At 44.1% G+C, this 14,633-nt stretch carries 10 protein-coding genes; all 10 read left to right on the top strand.

Features of this window, described 5'->3' with window-relative positions:
• Positions 1–49: 49 nt before the first annotated feature.
• Positions 50–412, top strand: a complete 363-nt coding sequence (locus BCT49_RS09050) for a hypothetical protein (protein WP_102434956.1) — start codon at positions 50–52, stop codon at positions 410–412.
• A 3-nt stretch (positions 413–415) separates the two neighbouring features.
• Positions 416–1,765 carry an HlyD family type I secretion periplasmic adaptor subunit gene (locus BCT49_RS09055; RefSeq protein WP_102434957.1) on the top strand — a complete coding sequence of 450 codons (1,350 nt, stop codon included), beginning with the start codon at positions 416–418 and terminating at the stop codon, positions 1,763–1,765.
• A gap of 3 nt (positions 1,766–1,768) precedes the next feature.
• Positions 1,769–4,000, top strand: a complete 2,232-nt coding sequence (locus tag BCT49_RS09060; protein WP_102434958.1) for an ATP-binding response regulator — start codon at positions 1,769–1,771, stop codon at positions 3,998–4,000.
• The gene (locus tag BCT49_RS09065) at positions 3,975–5,399 is read left to right on the top strand and encodes a TolC family protein (protein WP_102434959.1); all 1,425 of its coding nucleotides are present in this window, start codon (positions 3,975–3,977) and stop codon (positions 5,397–5,399) included. Before BCT49_RS09060 ends, BCT49_RS09065 begins: the two co-directional genes overlap by 26 nt.
• Positions 5,389–6,975: an ABC transporter transmembrane domain-containing protein gene (locus tag BCT49_RS09070; protein WP_102434960.1), complete on the top strand. Its 1,587-nt coding sequence runs from the start codon at positions 5,389–5,391 to the stop codon at positions 6,973–6,975. Before BCT49_RS09065 ends, BCT49_RS09070 begins: the two co-directional genes overlap by 11 nt.
• Positions 6,972–9,110 carry an ATP-binding cassette domain-containing protein gene (locus BCT49_RS09075; protein WP_102434961.1) on the top strand — a complete coding sequence of 713 codons (2,139 nt, stop codon included), beginning with the start codon at positions 6,972–6,974 and terminating at the stop codon, positions 9,108–9,110. The genes BCT49_RS09070 and BCT49_RS09075 overlap by 4 nt, the downstream gene beginning before the upstream one ends.
• A gap of 109 nt (positions 9,111–9,219) precedes the next feature.
• Positions 9,220–9,594, top strand: coding sequence for a hypothetical protein (locus BCT49_RS09080; RefSeq protein WP_102434962.1), 375 nt, complete (start codon positions 9,220–9,222; stop codon positions 9,592–9,594).
• Positions 9,595–9,808: 214 nt separating this feature from the next.
• Entirely contained in the window at positions 9,809–13,036 is a 3,228-nt protein-coding gene (locus BCT49_RS09085) for a response regulator (protein WP_102434963.1), read from the top strand.
• Between the two features lie 9 nt (positions 13,037–13,045).
• Positions 13,046–13,522, top strand: a complete 477-nt coding sequence (locus BCT49_RS09090; protein WP_102434964.1) for a hypothetical protein — start codon at positions 13,046–13,048, stop codon at positions 13,520–13,522.
• A 1-nt stretch (position 13,523) separates the two neighbouring features.
• Entirely contained in the window at positions 13,524–14,591 is a 1,068-nt protein-coding gene (locus tag BCT49_RS09095) for a sulfate ABC transporter permease (RefSeq protein WP_102434965.1), read from the top strand.
• Positions 14,592–14,633 lie beyond the last annotated feature (42 nt).

The raw sequence follows: 14,633 nt of genomic DNA on the forward strand, positions 1-14,633 counted from the left end.
GCCTTTAAAGATCCTTAGTTATTGTGATTAAAGCAATTAAGGCAGTGGAATGATGATAGACATGACGAATTTGTTGCGTTCAATCGACAACAACCACAAAGGGCTACAATTGCTGTTAGGCGACTTTTATAAAGACTTTTCGGACGCACCAATGAACATAGAGACACTTCATAAAGGGAATCGTTTTGACGAACTCAACAACTACTCTAAAAAATTGAAGACCATCTTAACGTTGTTATGTGACCAAGACCTACCGCCTAAAATGGCCAAGCTAGAACATTTGAGCAAACACGAGTTCCCTGCTCCAGAAGCGCTTTTAGAGGATGTAAAAACTGAACTACAAAACGTCAATCGACAAATCAATCACTTGCTGGATATTAAGAAAGTGGTCGATGACAAGTCATCGAGGTAGGTCATGAGTAATAACCAAATAGAGCACCACCTCAGAAAAGCACTCGTTTCTAATAACGAGGCTTCGAAGGTGACGGCAGATGACACCATCGTACTTGCGAGTGCTATGACCAGCGTTCATAAAACCTTGCTCATCATATTCCTGCTCGCTTTGGTCGCTATCGCCGTGGCGTCACAGGCGCGCATCGACATTGTCGTTTCTGTGCGTGGTGAGCTGCTGTTGGAATCTGACGTTGAGAAGGTTCAACACTTAGAAGGCGGCATTTTAGAAGAGCTGTTAGTCAGAAAAGGGGAAGTTGTATATGAAGGTCAACCTATTGCCCGAATCCGCTCACTCGACCGCAACACCCAACTCGATACCGTGAACACCGAAATCATTCAGTTGGAACTCGACAAGATTCGTTATGAAAGCTTGCGCGACATGATCGAACCAAACTTTGCTTCTTATATCGAAAAGTTCCCAGAACAAGTTCAGGTCAACATGAATACGTGGCAACAAGAGTTCTCGAAAAACCGCTCCAACGAAGAGCTCATCACCCACGATATCAAACACAAAAATTCGCTGATTGGATCGATGCTTAAACGTCGTAAAAGTTCAGAGAACCAGCTCTCGCTCATTCGCAAACAACTCAACATCAAAAACACGCTGTATAAAGAAGAGATGGCCTCCTATGTCGACGTTCTCAATATGAAAGTACAAGAGTCCAATATGGTTCGTGAGATTGAAAACCTTGATGAGTCGGTCATGAACGAACGTTTCCAACTCGACAAACTCGAGAAACAACATCGAGATTTGGTTGAGAACCGCAACTCCGAGTACCAAGCGCAAATCATTCAAGCCAATAAAGATCTCAAACTGAAACGGATCCTTCAACCACAACATTCCGACAAGGTTGACCGCCTGATCGTCTACTCGCCAGTGGATGGTGTGGTCGACAAATTACACTTCAACTTCCGCTCTGCGGTAATACCACCCGGCGAGAGTATCGCTGATATTGCACCAATCAATAACTCCCTACACGGTGAGGCGAAAATCCCGCGTAAAGACATGGGGTTTGTTGAAATTGGCCAAGCGGTGAAAGTGAAAATGGATACCTATAACTTCGCAAAATATGGATTTGTTGAGGGTACTATCGCCTCGATCAGCCGTTCATCCTATGAAGAAGAAGATGCTGAATTCTATTTGGCAGAGATTGAGATTGATCGAAACTTTCTTGAACGAGGAGGCACTCAATACAAGTTATCGCCTTATATGGAATTTACCGCAGATGTAAAAACAGGTTCGCGTCGCGTGATCGAATACGCAGCTAAACCCGTGATGTCTGCCATCGAAGATGCATTCGATGAGAGGTAATCAATGAGCGGAAAACCTTCTTACAACATTTCCGTACCAGCTCTGCGACTCAGCATCTTGTTTAGCGTGGTTTTAGCTGCGCTCGCTTTCTATTTATACTTTTCTTGGTCGAAAGTCGATTCGGTTGCGCAAGTGCAAAGCGCCCCACTTCTGATACAAGCCCAAAAGCTCAATCAGACCATAGAATTTGACATTCAAACCTTGCAGCACTGCTTAAAAGCCAACAATTGCAGTACCAGTGACTTTAACCTGTCCACTTTGAAGGGTGAGATTGACGAGTTTAGGTCTTTAGCCTCTTTGAACAAAACCGAATTCAGTTTGGTTGGTGCGACTGAATACACCCAACTTGAATTGGCCATTAATCGCTTTTCCGACAGCGCTAAAACACGTAATGACATACTCGACTTATACCTGTCGCTGACGAACAACTACCTACAGATGGACGACAACTATCGCACCATGTTTAACAACCATGCGAGCGACTTAATGTCAGAGAAAAACGAGTTCTTTGTCTGGTTGTTTATGGTGGTCGTGATATTGGCCGTGATTGCCGTTTTTTCTAACTCAGTTGCCATGTTGAAACTGAAGAAATCCAGCTCTAACGAGCGAGAAATCGACTATGAGTTTGATGCGCTCTATCAAGAGCTAAAGGAACTCGATTTACAAAGACTCGAAGAGCTTCTTAATGAAGTGAGCATCAACCCCAAACAGCGCCAAATCTACTCTCACCTCAAGTTGATCTTCAGTAAATTAGAAGACCAAAAGCGTAATAACGACCTCTACAAACAGCTGTATGCACTGATTGGTTACGAGATTCGCGGAATCACCAACACCATCAACGGTGGAGTCCAATATCTGGTTCAAGAAACCGATGAAAACGGCGTATTGATGGCGAAGGATATTACCTCTGCGTGTAGTACCTTGTCTGAGTTAGCAGAAAACTATAACCGTTTGATTTCACAGGGTACGGAAAGTAAGTCGAAGGAGTTCTCTCTACTGAACGTGTTGTCTGAATTGATGATTCATATCAGCGCCAAAGTTCAGAGGAACGAAGGTCAACTTGACTGCTTTATCTCTGACAACTTGCCGAACCGTGTGGAAGGCCAATCCACCAGCTTATTCTGGATCTTGTTCCTGCAGCTTTCTAACGCAATCCAGCTTAAATCAAACAAGAAGTTGTTCGTGACGATTGAGTCTGGCGCGGCTTCGGATATGGAAAATACGCGTGTCACCATCAATCTCAACTTCCTTTCAACGTTAGATGTCTCTGTTGCCAAACTCAATAAGCTCCATTGGAGCGATCATAAACACCATACCGCTAACACAGACGACTTAGCGAAAAGCGTATTAAAAGATTACGGGTATTACGAAAGTCACTGGTTCCAATCGGGTACACAAGAACGTTTTCAGATAGAGCTTGACCTCAAGGCGAAGAATTTCCATACAGAGAAAACTCGCTTCGACGGCAAACGTTTACTGCTGTGTGCCAATACTCAAGTTCGTATCGATGTAATGAAGAAAATGCTCAGCAACTTGGGGCTTGATATCACCGAAATTCGCACTGCCAATGAGTTATTTTCGGCGGCGAAAACCTTCGGTGAGTACGATGCCATCATGTTGACCGACACCTTTGAACCCAATAAGTTGGCATCACTAAGTAAAACAGTGAAATCTCAACTTAAGAATCACCCAAATACCAAGTTGTTGCTGTCAGTAACCAATACTCAGCATGCGCAAGAGTGTCACAGCTTCGTCGATAAGATCATCAACTCCCCTGCGATTCCTTATGAGTTTATTCCTAACTTGCTCACCATTATGGAAGCAGAAGCATCAGAGGAACAGATGGAGAACAGTTCGTTCCTTATCGTAGAAGATGACCGAGTTCAGCAGATCTTACTTAAACGAATTCTAACCAAACAAGAGTATGAACCAGACACGGTTGGCGATGGTGCTGACGCAGTTGAGCACTTCATGAATAAACGTTCTGACATCATCTTCATGGACTGCATCATGCCGGGTATGGGCGGCATTGAAGCGACCAAACGCATTCGCCAGTTTGAACAAGAAAACGAAAAAAACCCTTGCACCATCATAGGTGCAACCGCATTGACCAGCAGTAACGAACATCAGGCTTGTATTGAAGCCGGAATGGATTACGTGATCAGCAAACCTTACAAAAGCGACCAAATCATTAAGGTGATCAACAAGTATGTGGCGGTACAGAAACTTAACTAGCAGCATCATGGCTGCGCTTGTATTCAGCACGACACCTTCAGCATCGGCAACGACCCTGCTTGAGGCAGTAGAACTCGGCCTGCAAAACAGCCTGTCCCTTCGCGCCAGTGATAAAGGTGTGGAAGAGAACGAATACAACATTGGGATCAGCCGCTCTAAATTTCTTCCTTCGCTTAATGGCGCTGCCGATACCACATGGAATGAAAACGAAACCTTGTTATCTAGCGTGCCTGATGAAACATCAAGCTATAACTCAAACAGCTACAGCCTTTCCCTTTCCCAATCGGTATTCAACCTAGGCGATATTTTCAAATACGGAACGGCAAAGCTCGACTTCAATATCGAAGAGATTAAACACGAGAACAAAATCCAAAGCACCATCTCTGAAATCGGCTCACAGTACTTTGAGTATTTGAAAAACAACGCGCAGATAAAAGCGACCAAGGTCGAGCTTAAATCATCTGAGACGCGTGAACATCAAATGCGACGAAACGTAGAGTTAGGCAACACAGCCGCCAGTGAACTGTACGAAGTTATCGCTCAAAAAGAAGGTGTGTCGAATCGGTTGAGAACCTTACAAAAAGATCGTCGCGTCATTCTCAACGGGCTCTCAATTCAGATTCAATACCCTATCACTCCGTCGCAAGATATATACGAAAGCGTGCCATTAAAAGAGATTAACGAAAGCGAACAACGCTCAATCATGGATCAGGCGTTAAAGCTCAATAACGACTTGTTAGTGGCGAAGAAAAACGTCGAGAGAAGCCGGAGAAGCTTAAAAGAGAGCGGTACAAACTTCTTACCTACCGTGTCGCTTTCAGCCAGTTATCGTCACGATGACGCCAATAACTACGATAAAACCGACATCACTGCGACAGGCGAAAGCAACTCTACCAGTGTTGGCTTGAATCTAGCCTTGCCTATCTTGTCTGGTGGTTCTGATTATTACGGATATCAAAAATCATCGACAGCGATTGAACGTACCGAGCTGCTTTATCAAGACTCGCTTTACACCACCCGTAACAGCGTCAACACCTCTGTGCTCAACATAAATGATTTCTCGCAGTCTATAAGCAGTTACGAGAACATCATTCGCGCCAACTACGCCTCTTACAAAGGTATTCAAAGGGCATACCAGTTAGGCACCCGTACCATCACCGATTTATTGGCCGCTGAAAGTAAGCTCTTCAGCGCCTTAAGAGATTATGAAAGCGCTCGATACGACTACATCATCGAAACCATCAAGCTTGAGCAAGTTAAGGGCGTACTCTCGATTCAATCGATAGAAAACATCATGCAATTGATGAGCGATATTGAAGGTCGTAACAATCAAGAACTCGTGCCGAAACACCTTCTCTCAACGGAGTCGTTGAAAACAGGAGGCCGCAATGCAAACTGAGCAGTTTTCACAAAAGATCAATATGGCAGATAAGTGCTATCTGACTTTCTCTACGATAATTTCCACCCTGTTTGGCTTGGTACTGCCCTTCTCTATTCTGATCATTTTTGACCGAGTGTTACCCAATCAAGCACAAGATACGTTGTTCTTATTGTTCGCGATTATCTTGATTTCCATCTTCCTTGACTACCACCTGAAAAATCAGGAAGAGAAGATATCTTCCGTCATCATGAGGCAGTTTGAGACCAACTTAACCAACAAGGTGTTCCAATCCATCTGTTTGGCTGAAATCTCTAAATTCCGCCGTTTAGAACCGGGGGAATACTTAGAACGAATCTCAACCATTCCGGAGTTGAAAACCTTCTTTGGCGGAGAATCGGTTCGAGCCCTTATAAATCTTGCTGTCAGCGTGATAACCATCCTGATTATTGGCCTTATCAACATATGGGCTGGCGTGACGCTTCTGATTGCCTCGCTCATCTTAGCCATTTTCGCTTGGAGCCTTTCTAAACAAAAGATTGGCAGCTTACAAAACAAGTCAGACATAGAAGGCTTAACCACTTCTAAAATCATCGAGATCATCTCTAGCCCGCTAGATATCAAAGCGCGAAACATGGAATACCGCGTTGAAAGCCTGATGACACAAATGGTCGAAGAGCGTGAAGTGGAGAACATCAAATATGAACAGATCGAATCGAACTTCGGCTTGATCTTAGCGCTCATCCAACAGCTTTCTATAGCTTGTGTTGTTGTGGTACTAGCAACCGCCGTTATCAATATGGAATCAAGCCAAGGCATCATGGCTGCGATCATTATGCTGACCAACCGTTATTTCGCGCCCTACCAACAAGTGATGCGTACCGCGAGCCGTTGGGAATTGAACAAACTTCACATACAGCGTATCGCCGAGCTTCTTGAACTGGCTGCGTCTGTTGAACACCAACATGAGACAACGGAAGTAGAACGTATTTCGGTTAAATATTCTGAAAAGCAGCGTATTGAATTCGAACTCGGACAAGCCTATTTACTTACCGGGAAAAGCGGCACAGGCAAAACCCATCTCGCCAACTGTATTACGCGGCAGAACAGCGATAACAAACTCGACATCATGATTAATGATACGCCTCTGGATGACGTGAACTACAACGTTTGGCGTAACAGCGTGCTGATGGTCGATAAAACAAGCTCATTCGTAGAAGGGACCATTATTGATAACCTAACCTGTTTTCGACCAAGCCTGAATAACACGGCTTTCGCCTTATGTGAAACCATGAACATCAAGACACAGATTGATGGGTTGCCTGCTGGTTTCTATACCGAACTGAAAGGACACATGCGTAATCCATTCTCTCGCCAAGTTGGGTATGCTCTGTTATTAGTCCGTGCCCTGCTCGCCAGTAAACGCGTATTGATATTCGACGACATAGACTGCGTCTTTGATGAAGAATTTGCACGCGTCGTGCTGACCAGTACCGCCTATCGTGCCAATGACAAAATCTTAATCATAGCCAGCAATAAAATGGACAAACTCAACCACCGCCTCAAACGTGTCAAGCTTACGGGAGGTGACCAATGAGTATCCTAGTTGACTTCAACAATGTTCCGCAGCGTGTGTTGGACTTTGAATCAAGTGGTTATGATGAACGCTACGGTCAGTCACCGCTGATTCGCGGCTTAGCCTACACCTTGATCGCACTGGAATGGGAGGGGACGCCTTCTATACTCAGTGACGCTTTTATTCCTAAGCCAAAAGACAGCGACAGTTTTACTGCAACTATAGAACGTCTTGGATATCGCTGTGATGTAACCAAGCTAAAGACACTCGAGAATATCGATAAATACCCTCACCCATGTTTTATTGAGATAGAGAACCTTAGTGCGATTTTCTTAGGCACCAAAGATGGAAAGTTGATCTTGTTTGATTACACGAACAACAACACCATCGAATATCCAATGTGCAAAAAGCCCTGTCTGCTTATTTCAATTAGTGAATACTCTCGCCTGTTCCGTGAACCACCACCGGAATCTCAAGACAGAAGCAATTGGATAAAGTACGCTTTCTATCGTTACAACAATGAACTCAAAAGCCTGATCATCCTCAGCTTCGTGATCAGTATCCTAGGAGCGTTACAGCCATTCTTCATCATGAGTGTCTATAACTTCGCACTCACATCGAGCTCTCAAGCCACACTCTACTGGTTGACCTTGTTTGCCGTTATTGTTGGTTTTTCGGAATACTTCTTTAAAAAGATGCGGGTCAACATCATTGCTACCTCAGGTAAAGATCTCGCAGTACATATATCCCAAGCCGTAATATCGAAGCTTCTTTGGCTGCCCTACGCGATGACATCAACCGCTGGGGTTTCATCCCAGTTGGCTCGTTTGAAAGACATCGACACCTTCCGTCGTTTGGTGACCGCGGAGTCGACCCTTAGTTACTTTGATATGCCGTTTGTGATTGTATTCATTATTGCGATCGCTCTGATGTCTGGTACAGCCGCGCTTGTGGTGATGGGCGGCTTGATCTTGATGTTGGTGTTCTGCGTTTACTCGCGCTATATCTACTCACAAGCCACATCCAAAAGCTCGCGCGCTAATGCAATGGTCTCTTACCAGTGGAACGAAATCCTGCGTGGTATCAAAACCATTCAAGGTTTGCCTTTGCTGCGTGTGGTTCAATCTCGCTTTAGCGCTTCGCATATGCAAAGCACCAGTGATGCCGAGAACGTTGCTGTCACCAACAGTAAAATTCAGGCTGCGGGTGGTAGTTTGATTCAGGTGATCGGTACTGCAAGTATCGTGACCGCGGTAATCGGCGTAATGGAAGGCACTTCAGATGCGGGTGCCATGCTCGCAACCGTTATTCTGGTATGGAAAGCGTTAGGACCGATAATGGGCATCTATAACTCAATTTCTAAATTTCAATCCATCAAGGCGTCATCGGCACAGATAAACAATTTGATGTCGATGAATGACGACAAGCTGACTCTAGAAAAAAGCCCGCCTATTCGCCTATTCCAAGGCAGCATTGTGGGCAGTGGTGTAAGCCATCGATATGCAGGCGCAGCAACAGGCTTAACCAACCTTGGTTTCAAAGTGCCTCCTAGTGCAAAAGTCGTCATTTGTGGCCCTACTGGTTGTGGCAAAACAACACTCATCTCAATCATTGCGGGCTTAGAAGATCGTTATCAGGGTGCAGTGTCTGTCGATGGCTATAACATCAAGCAGTTCAACAGTTATCGTTATCGCACATCGATCAATTACATCCCTTTCAATCTGCACATTTTCGAAGGCTCTTTAGAGACAAACTTCATTTTGCACAATGGATTGATTCCCACAGAGAAAATGCAGGAGATGGTGAGTTTCTTCGAATTAGACGAATGGCTGCCAGAAGGCTTGGCAACTCAACTAAGTGTCGATAAATGCAAAGGCCTTCCCAATGGTATTCAACAAAAGCTGCGTTTGGCGCTTGGTTTAGGCAACTGTGAGCAATCTCTGATCATCATTGATGAACCCTTTAATGGGGCTGAAAATGAAAACGCGCAGTATTTTAACCGCTTGTTCAGCGATAAGTTGTTGAACAAAACAGTCATTTTCTCAACCAATGATCCCGGTTTGATCGCCACTTCCAACATGAGTTTGGTTCTAGAGCCTGACGGGAATCTTAAATATTTTGGCTTAACAGACAAATACTTAAACAGTTTAAGTTAAACACGACGATGCTTACTCACAGATTACTCGTTAGATAAATGGATGTAATTGACAAAAACATAAGTGAGAGAGATGATTCGCTCTAAAATCACCGATAACAAGGAAGCAAATGTACACATTCGTTGCAGACAAGCTTGATGTAGCTTACTTATCCGCAATTCCTGAAAACCATCAACTTCAGGACTGCGATGTGCCTGAAGAGGAGATCGAACTTCGAGAGATCGTTGAGGTTTGGTATGAGTGTGCCTTTCTCCCTGCTTTCAATCTTCAGAAAATCGATATCGAGAACAAAGCTGAGCTAACCGTCGTACAAACACATGTTTTGAGCAACGATACAAATACGCTCGCTTTCCTACTCAAAAACAGAGTGTACCGCGCTGCACTGAACAGAATGCTCGGTGTTTGGGCGTTAGAGCCCTCTGCAAAAACCGTGTTAGAGCAACTTCTATTTGAACTAAGTCTCGATAAAAATCGTCCTCATTAAGTCGCCTTTTAAGTTATTCATCAATAAGCATAAAAATCAAACCGACTGACAAACGCTATAAATTGCTAGTGATACAACATATTTCAAAATAAGCTCTGGAATCACAAGAACTTATACCCCTCCCACACTTCCATCAAATTTACAGTTTCAAAGTTTCAAAATCGCAATTTTTATTCTACTGTTTTTATATAAAAACAGTTGGATGGATCCTTATATGGCGATTACGGTCTGGAATAACCTTTCAGTCAAACATAAACTCTTTGGCTTAGTTCTACTTCCCATTTCTTTACTACTCTTCCTTGCAGGCAGGCAGGCGTATTTCTTAACCACTCAATTGACAGATTTCGAGAGAACCAGTCAGTTATCGGTGTATCTCGAAGATATTTCGGTGTTATATCGAAGCTCATTTGCCTCCAACCCAGAAGAGTTTACCCAACAAAGTAATCAAGTCAGCGCAGAATTGAAAACACTCTCCCCAAGTATTTTCCTAGGCGCTTCCAATAGCATTAATCAGCTGGTTTCTGACTTTAACGAAGCCACCCTCTCTACGATGGAAGCAACAGACAGCTACGACAAGTTGGACGCCCTTGAATGGCAAAGTGACTTGTACAAACAGCTACTCCTAGAAATTGAAAAAGTCCCATTCGAAAACACCAAACGCGAAATTCAACAACACCTTACCGCGTTACAACAGCTTGAATGGCTGATGTTCTGGTCGAACGAAGAGTTTAAACTGGGCACTTCACTTATTGAAATTTTCCAAAATAGCCAAGAATACGACCCAGAACTTGCAGAGCAAATTGCAACCTTGAGTCAAAGACAGCAACTATTTTTAGAACGCTTCGTTTCTTTGAATGCCAACGAGCATCAAGTGTCTTTAATGGTCGAAGTGTTCAGAAGTGATGTGTTCGCACAAAGCCAAGAAATCAGAAGTGCCCTGCTCGACTTAACGGCTATCAGCCAACTCACTCCGCAAGAGATTTCAGTGGGGCTTGAAGCAATGAGCGCCAGACTTAACTTGCTGCAAAATCTTGGTGGTGTGATCAAACAAGAATTCCAACAAGAAGTTGGACAAGCCATTTCTGATGCTCAAATGCAACGAACGCTATTCATCTCCATCGTGGCTTTGCTCGCGACCATTGTGATGGGTTTAACCTTAAGCTTGGCGAGACAAGTGACCAACAATCTTAAATTAGTGTTGGACTTCTTGAAAAGTGAAAACGACGAAACCCGCCCTTCGTTGGATAAACTAATACAGGGTAAAGACGAGCTGAGCTTATTTGCACAACAAGTCGAACGTTTGACTTTGGAAAGAGAGCACGCCAAAGAAAAACTAACGATTGCAAAAGAAGACGCAGAGAAAGCGAAAGACGACGCAATACAAGCCAGTAAAGCGAAGAGTAGTTTCTTGGCGAACATGTCCCATGAAATTAGAGCGCCTCTAAATGGTGTAATTGGTATCTCAGAGATTCTTTCAGACACCCCACTAACACCCACTCAAAGAGATTACGTTGATACTATCGAAACCTCTTCTCAACTGCTTCTTAGCTTAATCAACGACATACTAGACTTCTCTAAAATCGAATCCGGAATGCTACTAATCAACCCTCATTCCGCCTCCATTCGAGAGTCTATCTACGACATCGCTTCAATCGTCGCACCCAAAGCGAAAGAACAAAAAATCACAATTAACGTCGACATTAGCTCTGACACCCCAGCAAGAGTGATGATCGATGACCACCGATTAAGACAGATCTTGATGAACTTCATGTCCAACGCCGTGAAGTTTACCGCTGAAGGTGGTGTGACCTTAACTATCAAGACCCTCAACAGAACAGAGAATAACGTTACCATTCGATTTGCCGTTCAAGACAGCGGTATTGGTATTGATAAACAGCAACAGAAACAGATATTCGAACCTTTCGCTCAAGAAGATGATTCAACAACAAGACAGTTCGGGGGTACCGGATTGGGCTTAGCGATCAGTACTCAATTAGTCGAATTGATGGGTGGTCAGATTCAATTGGACTCAGTCAAAGGCGAAGGCAGTTGTTTCTATTTCGAACTCGATTTACCTATTGACTTAAACGTGCCAAAACCAAGCCAAGCGACCGCCGATATCTACATCCTTGGCGGCGACGACGAGTTATCGAAACGCATCGAAGGCGACCTCAACTTCTATGGCTTGCAAGTCGCGCAAATAACCAATGATGCCTCGATCATTACTGATAAATTTGCAACACAGCCACACAGTAAACCGATCACCGTCATTTTTGCCGAAGATAGAGCTTTCCATGCAAGCGACTACACGAATGATTTAAATCGTTTACATGATAACGGCATTACGATTTGTCTAATTCGCTCATTCCTAAGTGACCCAGCAGACATAGGTAATTGTATTACCGCACAAGTCTCACAGCCACTTCTGGGTTCACGTTTAATCAAAGCGGTAGAGTTGTGTGACACTCAAGGTTTAGCCGAGCTATCGGAAAGCAAACAAGAAGCTGCGCCGACCCAACAAAAAATCCTGATTGTTGAAGACAACAAGATCAATCAGAAAATAGCTGGCCTACACGTTGGTAAAAGTGGGTTTGAGTTTGAATTTGCGAATAACGGTCAAGAAGCTGTCGACATGTTCAGCGCCAACCCACACTACGCAGCAATCTTGATGGATTGCATGATGCCTGTGATGGATGGCTTTGCCGCAACAGAGAACATCAGGCGTGTAGAAAAAGAGACCAAATCCACGCGCCGTATCCCTATCATCGCCCTCACAGCCAGTGTGATTGACGATGATATCCAGAAATGTTTTGACGTCGGTATGGATGATTACGTTCCAAAGCCGTTTAAATTTGAAATGTTGAAAGAGAAAGTGCTAGCCGCGGTTGAAGCAATGCCATTACCCGCAACTGACAGTGGGTCACCTGCCCCAACCACATCAACGGTTACCCCAATTCACACCGCAAACTCCAGTTCGACTACGAAGACTGGCACTTCAAATACGCCTACAGCCAACGTTAAACAAACGCTACCGGAAGCACCCGAGCAAAATATGGTGCCGAGTAAATCAGAAAGGATCCTTCTCGTTGAAGACAACCGAGTAAACCAAAAAGTCGCTTCGGTCATGTTAACTAAAGGAGGCTATGCCTTTGAGATTGCTGATAACGGACAAATCGCTGTGGATATGTACCAGAACGACAGCAGTTTCGACATCATTTTAATGGACTGCATGATGCCCGTGATGGATGGTTTCACGGCGACCAGGGAGATAAGAGAACACGAGAAAAACTTAGGCTTAAATAAAACTCCGATCATCGCGTTAACCGCTAGCGTTATCGACGATGATATTCAAAGGTGCTTCGATTCCGGCATGGATGGGTATGTGGCGAAGCCCGTTAGAAAAGAAAAACTCTTCCATCAAATTGAAAGTGCGACCTGCTAGGAGAAATCAATGGATTGGCTCAGAACAATAAAAACTGCCCAACGCAGTAGTGTCATACCAGCAGTGATCGGACTGCTGGGAAGCTTGCTACTCTTTAGCCCTGCTCACGCTGCTGAGGAGTACGCAATATTCTCTTTAGATTCTGGATTTGAAGCGATATCGATAAACAAAGCGAGAAAATTATACAGAGGGAAAACCAAACGCCTCAATGGCAAGCGTGTAGAACTGTCTGATTGGCCTGAAAACAGCGCTGAACGAGAGAGCTTTTATCAGCTTTTACTGGGGAAAAACGCCGCTCAAATGAATGCACACTGGGCTGGACTGTCTTTCTCAGGGAAAGCACGTTATCCACGGGAGATCAAAGCTGCCTCAACAGACAGTTTGGTTGACTGGCTTGATGACAAGCCCAACCGTATCGGCTACTCCCCACTCTCTTCAGTTCCTGAAAATGCCAACGTTCTCTACGTTATAAGCTCGGAGAAATAACATGAAAAAAATAATTACGTCAGTGCTATGTGCTTCATTCGCCTCTCCAGCCTTCGCCATCATTGAGCTTACCGATAATTTATCCTTAAGCGGTTTTGGTTCAACGTCTTGGGCAACGTCAGATAACGACAACCCATTAATTATTAACCGCGGCTTTACCGATGAGAACTGCTACGACTGTGATACCACGTTTGGTGTTCAACTCGACTACTTCTACAACTCATTTAAAGCGTCGGTACAAGTTGTTAAAGCGCCACAGTTTGATTGGAGTGACCCACAGCTTGAATGGGCTTACCTTGGCTATGAGTTCAATGACTTTGATGTCAGCATCGGTCGATTGAGACTGCCACTGTTTCTTGCCTCTGAGTACTACTATGTCGGCCAAGCCTACATGACTGCTAGGCCACCTACAGAGGTGTATAACGCTGTACTGGGCATTACTGCTTTCAATGGTATTAAAGTGAGTTGGACTCACGATGTTAGTGACGAAGCGACGCTATTGCTTACTCCATTCTTAGGTATCAAAGACAACAATGAAGTCAACTTCAATTCGAGTACAGAACTGGAATTTGAAACCAATCGAATGTTCGGTGCTAACCTCCAGTTAATCGGAGAAAATTATCGTTGGAACTTATCCTTCTTAGATTCAAACTTTGATCAGACAGTTAAGATTAAAAACGTTGGATCTCTTCCAAAACAAGACAACCAACACATCCAACTTTGGTCGTTAGGTGCTGAATACGAATTTGGTCAAGCAATACTGGCCAGTGAAGGACAAACAAGTGACTTCTCGTCATCAATGTACGCTAGTTTAGGCTATCGACTCAATTCGTTTACTCCGTACGTCGTTTACGGTGCAGAGTTTGATTCACACGAACACCTAACAGGAAACAGCTACCTAATCGGCGTGGACTATGATGTGTTACCTAACGTTTCCATCAATGGTGAGGTGCAATACTTTGAAGCTCGTAAAACAAACGGTGCCTTTGTTGAAGATTTTAACGCGCTGACTGGCTTTGATGATAAAGATGCCATGCTCTACACGATCATGCTAAGTTTCGTGTTCTAACCTAGAATTAAACAATCGTCATGAAAAAACAAAGCCCAAGAT

Origin of the sequence: Vibrio lentus (genome assembly GCF_002875945.1) — a bacterium.
Taxonomy (GTDB): domain Bacteria; phylum Pseudomonadota; class Gammaproteobacteria; order Enterobacterales; family Vibrionaceae; genus Vibrio; species Vibrio apostichopi.

Coding starts and splice junctions, on each gene's coding strand:
- BCT49_RS09050 (WP_102434956.1), top strand. CDS start 50: ATGATGATAGACATGACGAATTTGTTGCGTTCAATCGACAACAACCAC.
- BCT49_RS09080 (WP_102434962.1), top strand. CDS start 9,220: ATGTACACATTCGTTGCAGACAAGCTTGATGTAGCTTACTTATCCGCA.
- BCT49_RS09055 (WP_102434957.1), top strand. CDS start 416: ATGAGTAATAACCAAATAGAGCACCACCTCAGAAAAGCACTCGTTTCT.
- BCT49_RS09060 (WP_102434958.1), top strand. CDS start 1,769: ATGAGCGGAAAACCTTCTTACAACATTTCCGTACCAGCTCTGCGACTC.
- BCT49_RS09090 (WP_102434964.1), top strand. CDS start 13,046: ATGGATTGGCTCAGAACAATAAAAACTGCCCAACGCAGTAGTGTCATA.
- BCT49_RS09075 (WP_102434961.1), top strand. CDS start 6,972: ATGAGTATCCTAGTTGACTTCAACAATGTTCCGCAGCGTGTGTTGGAC.
- BCT49_RS09065 (WP_102434959.1), top strand. CDS start 3,975: ATGTGGCGGTACAGAAACTTAACTAGCAGCATCATGGCTGCGCTTGTA.
- BCT49_RS09095 (WP_102434965.1), top strand. CDS start 13,524: ATGAAAAAAATAATTACGTCAGTGCTATGTGCTTCATTCGCCTCTCCA.
- BCT49_RS09070 (WP_102434960.1), top strand. CDS start 5,389: ATGCAAACTGAGCAGTTTTCACAAAAGATCAATATGGCAGATAAGTGC.
- BCT49_RS09085 (WP_102434963.1), top strand. CDS start 9,809: ATGGCGATTACGGTCTGGAATAACCTTTCAGTCAAACATAAACTCTTT.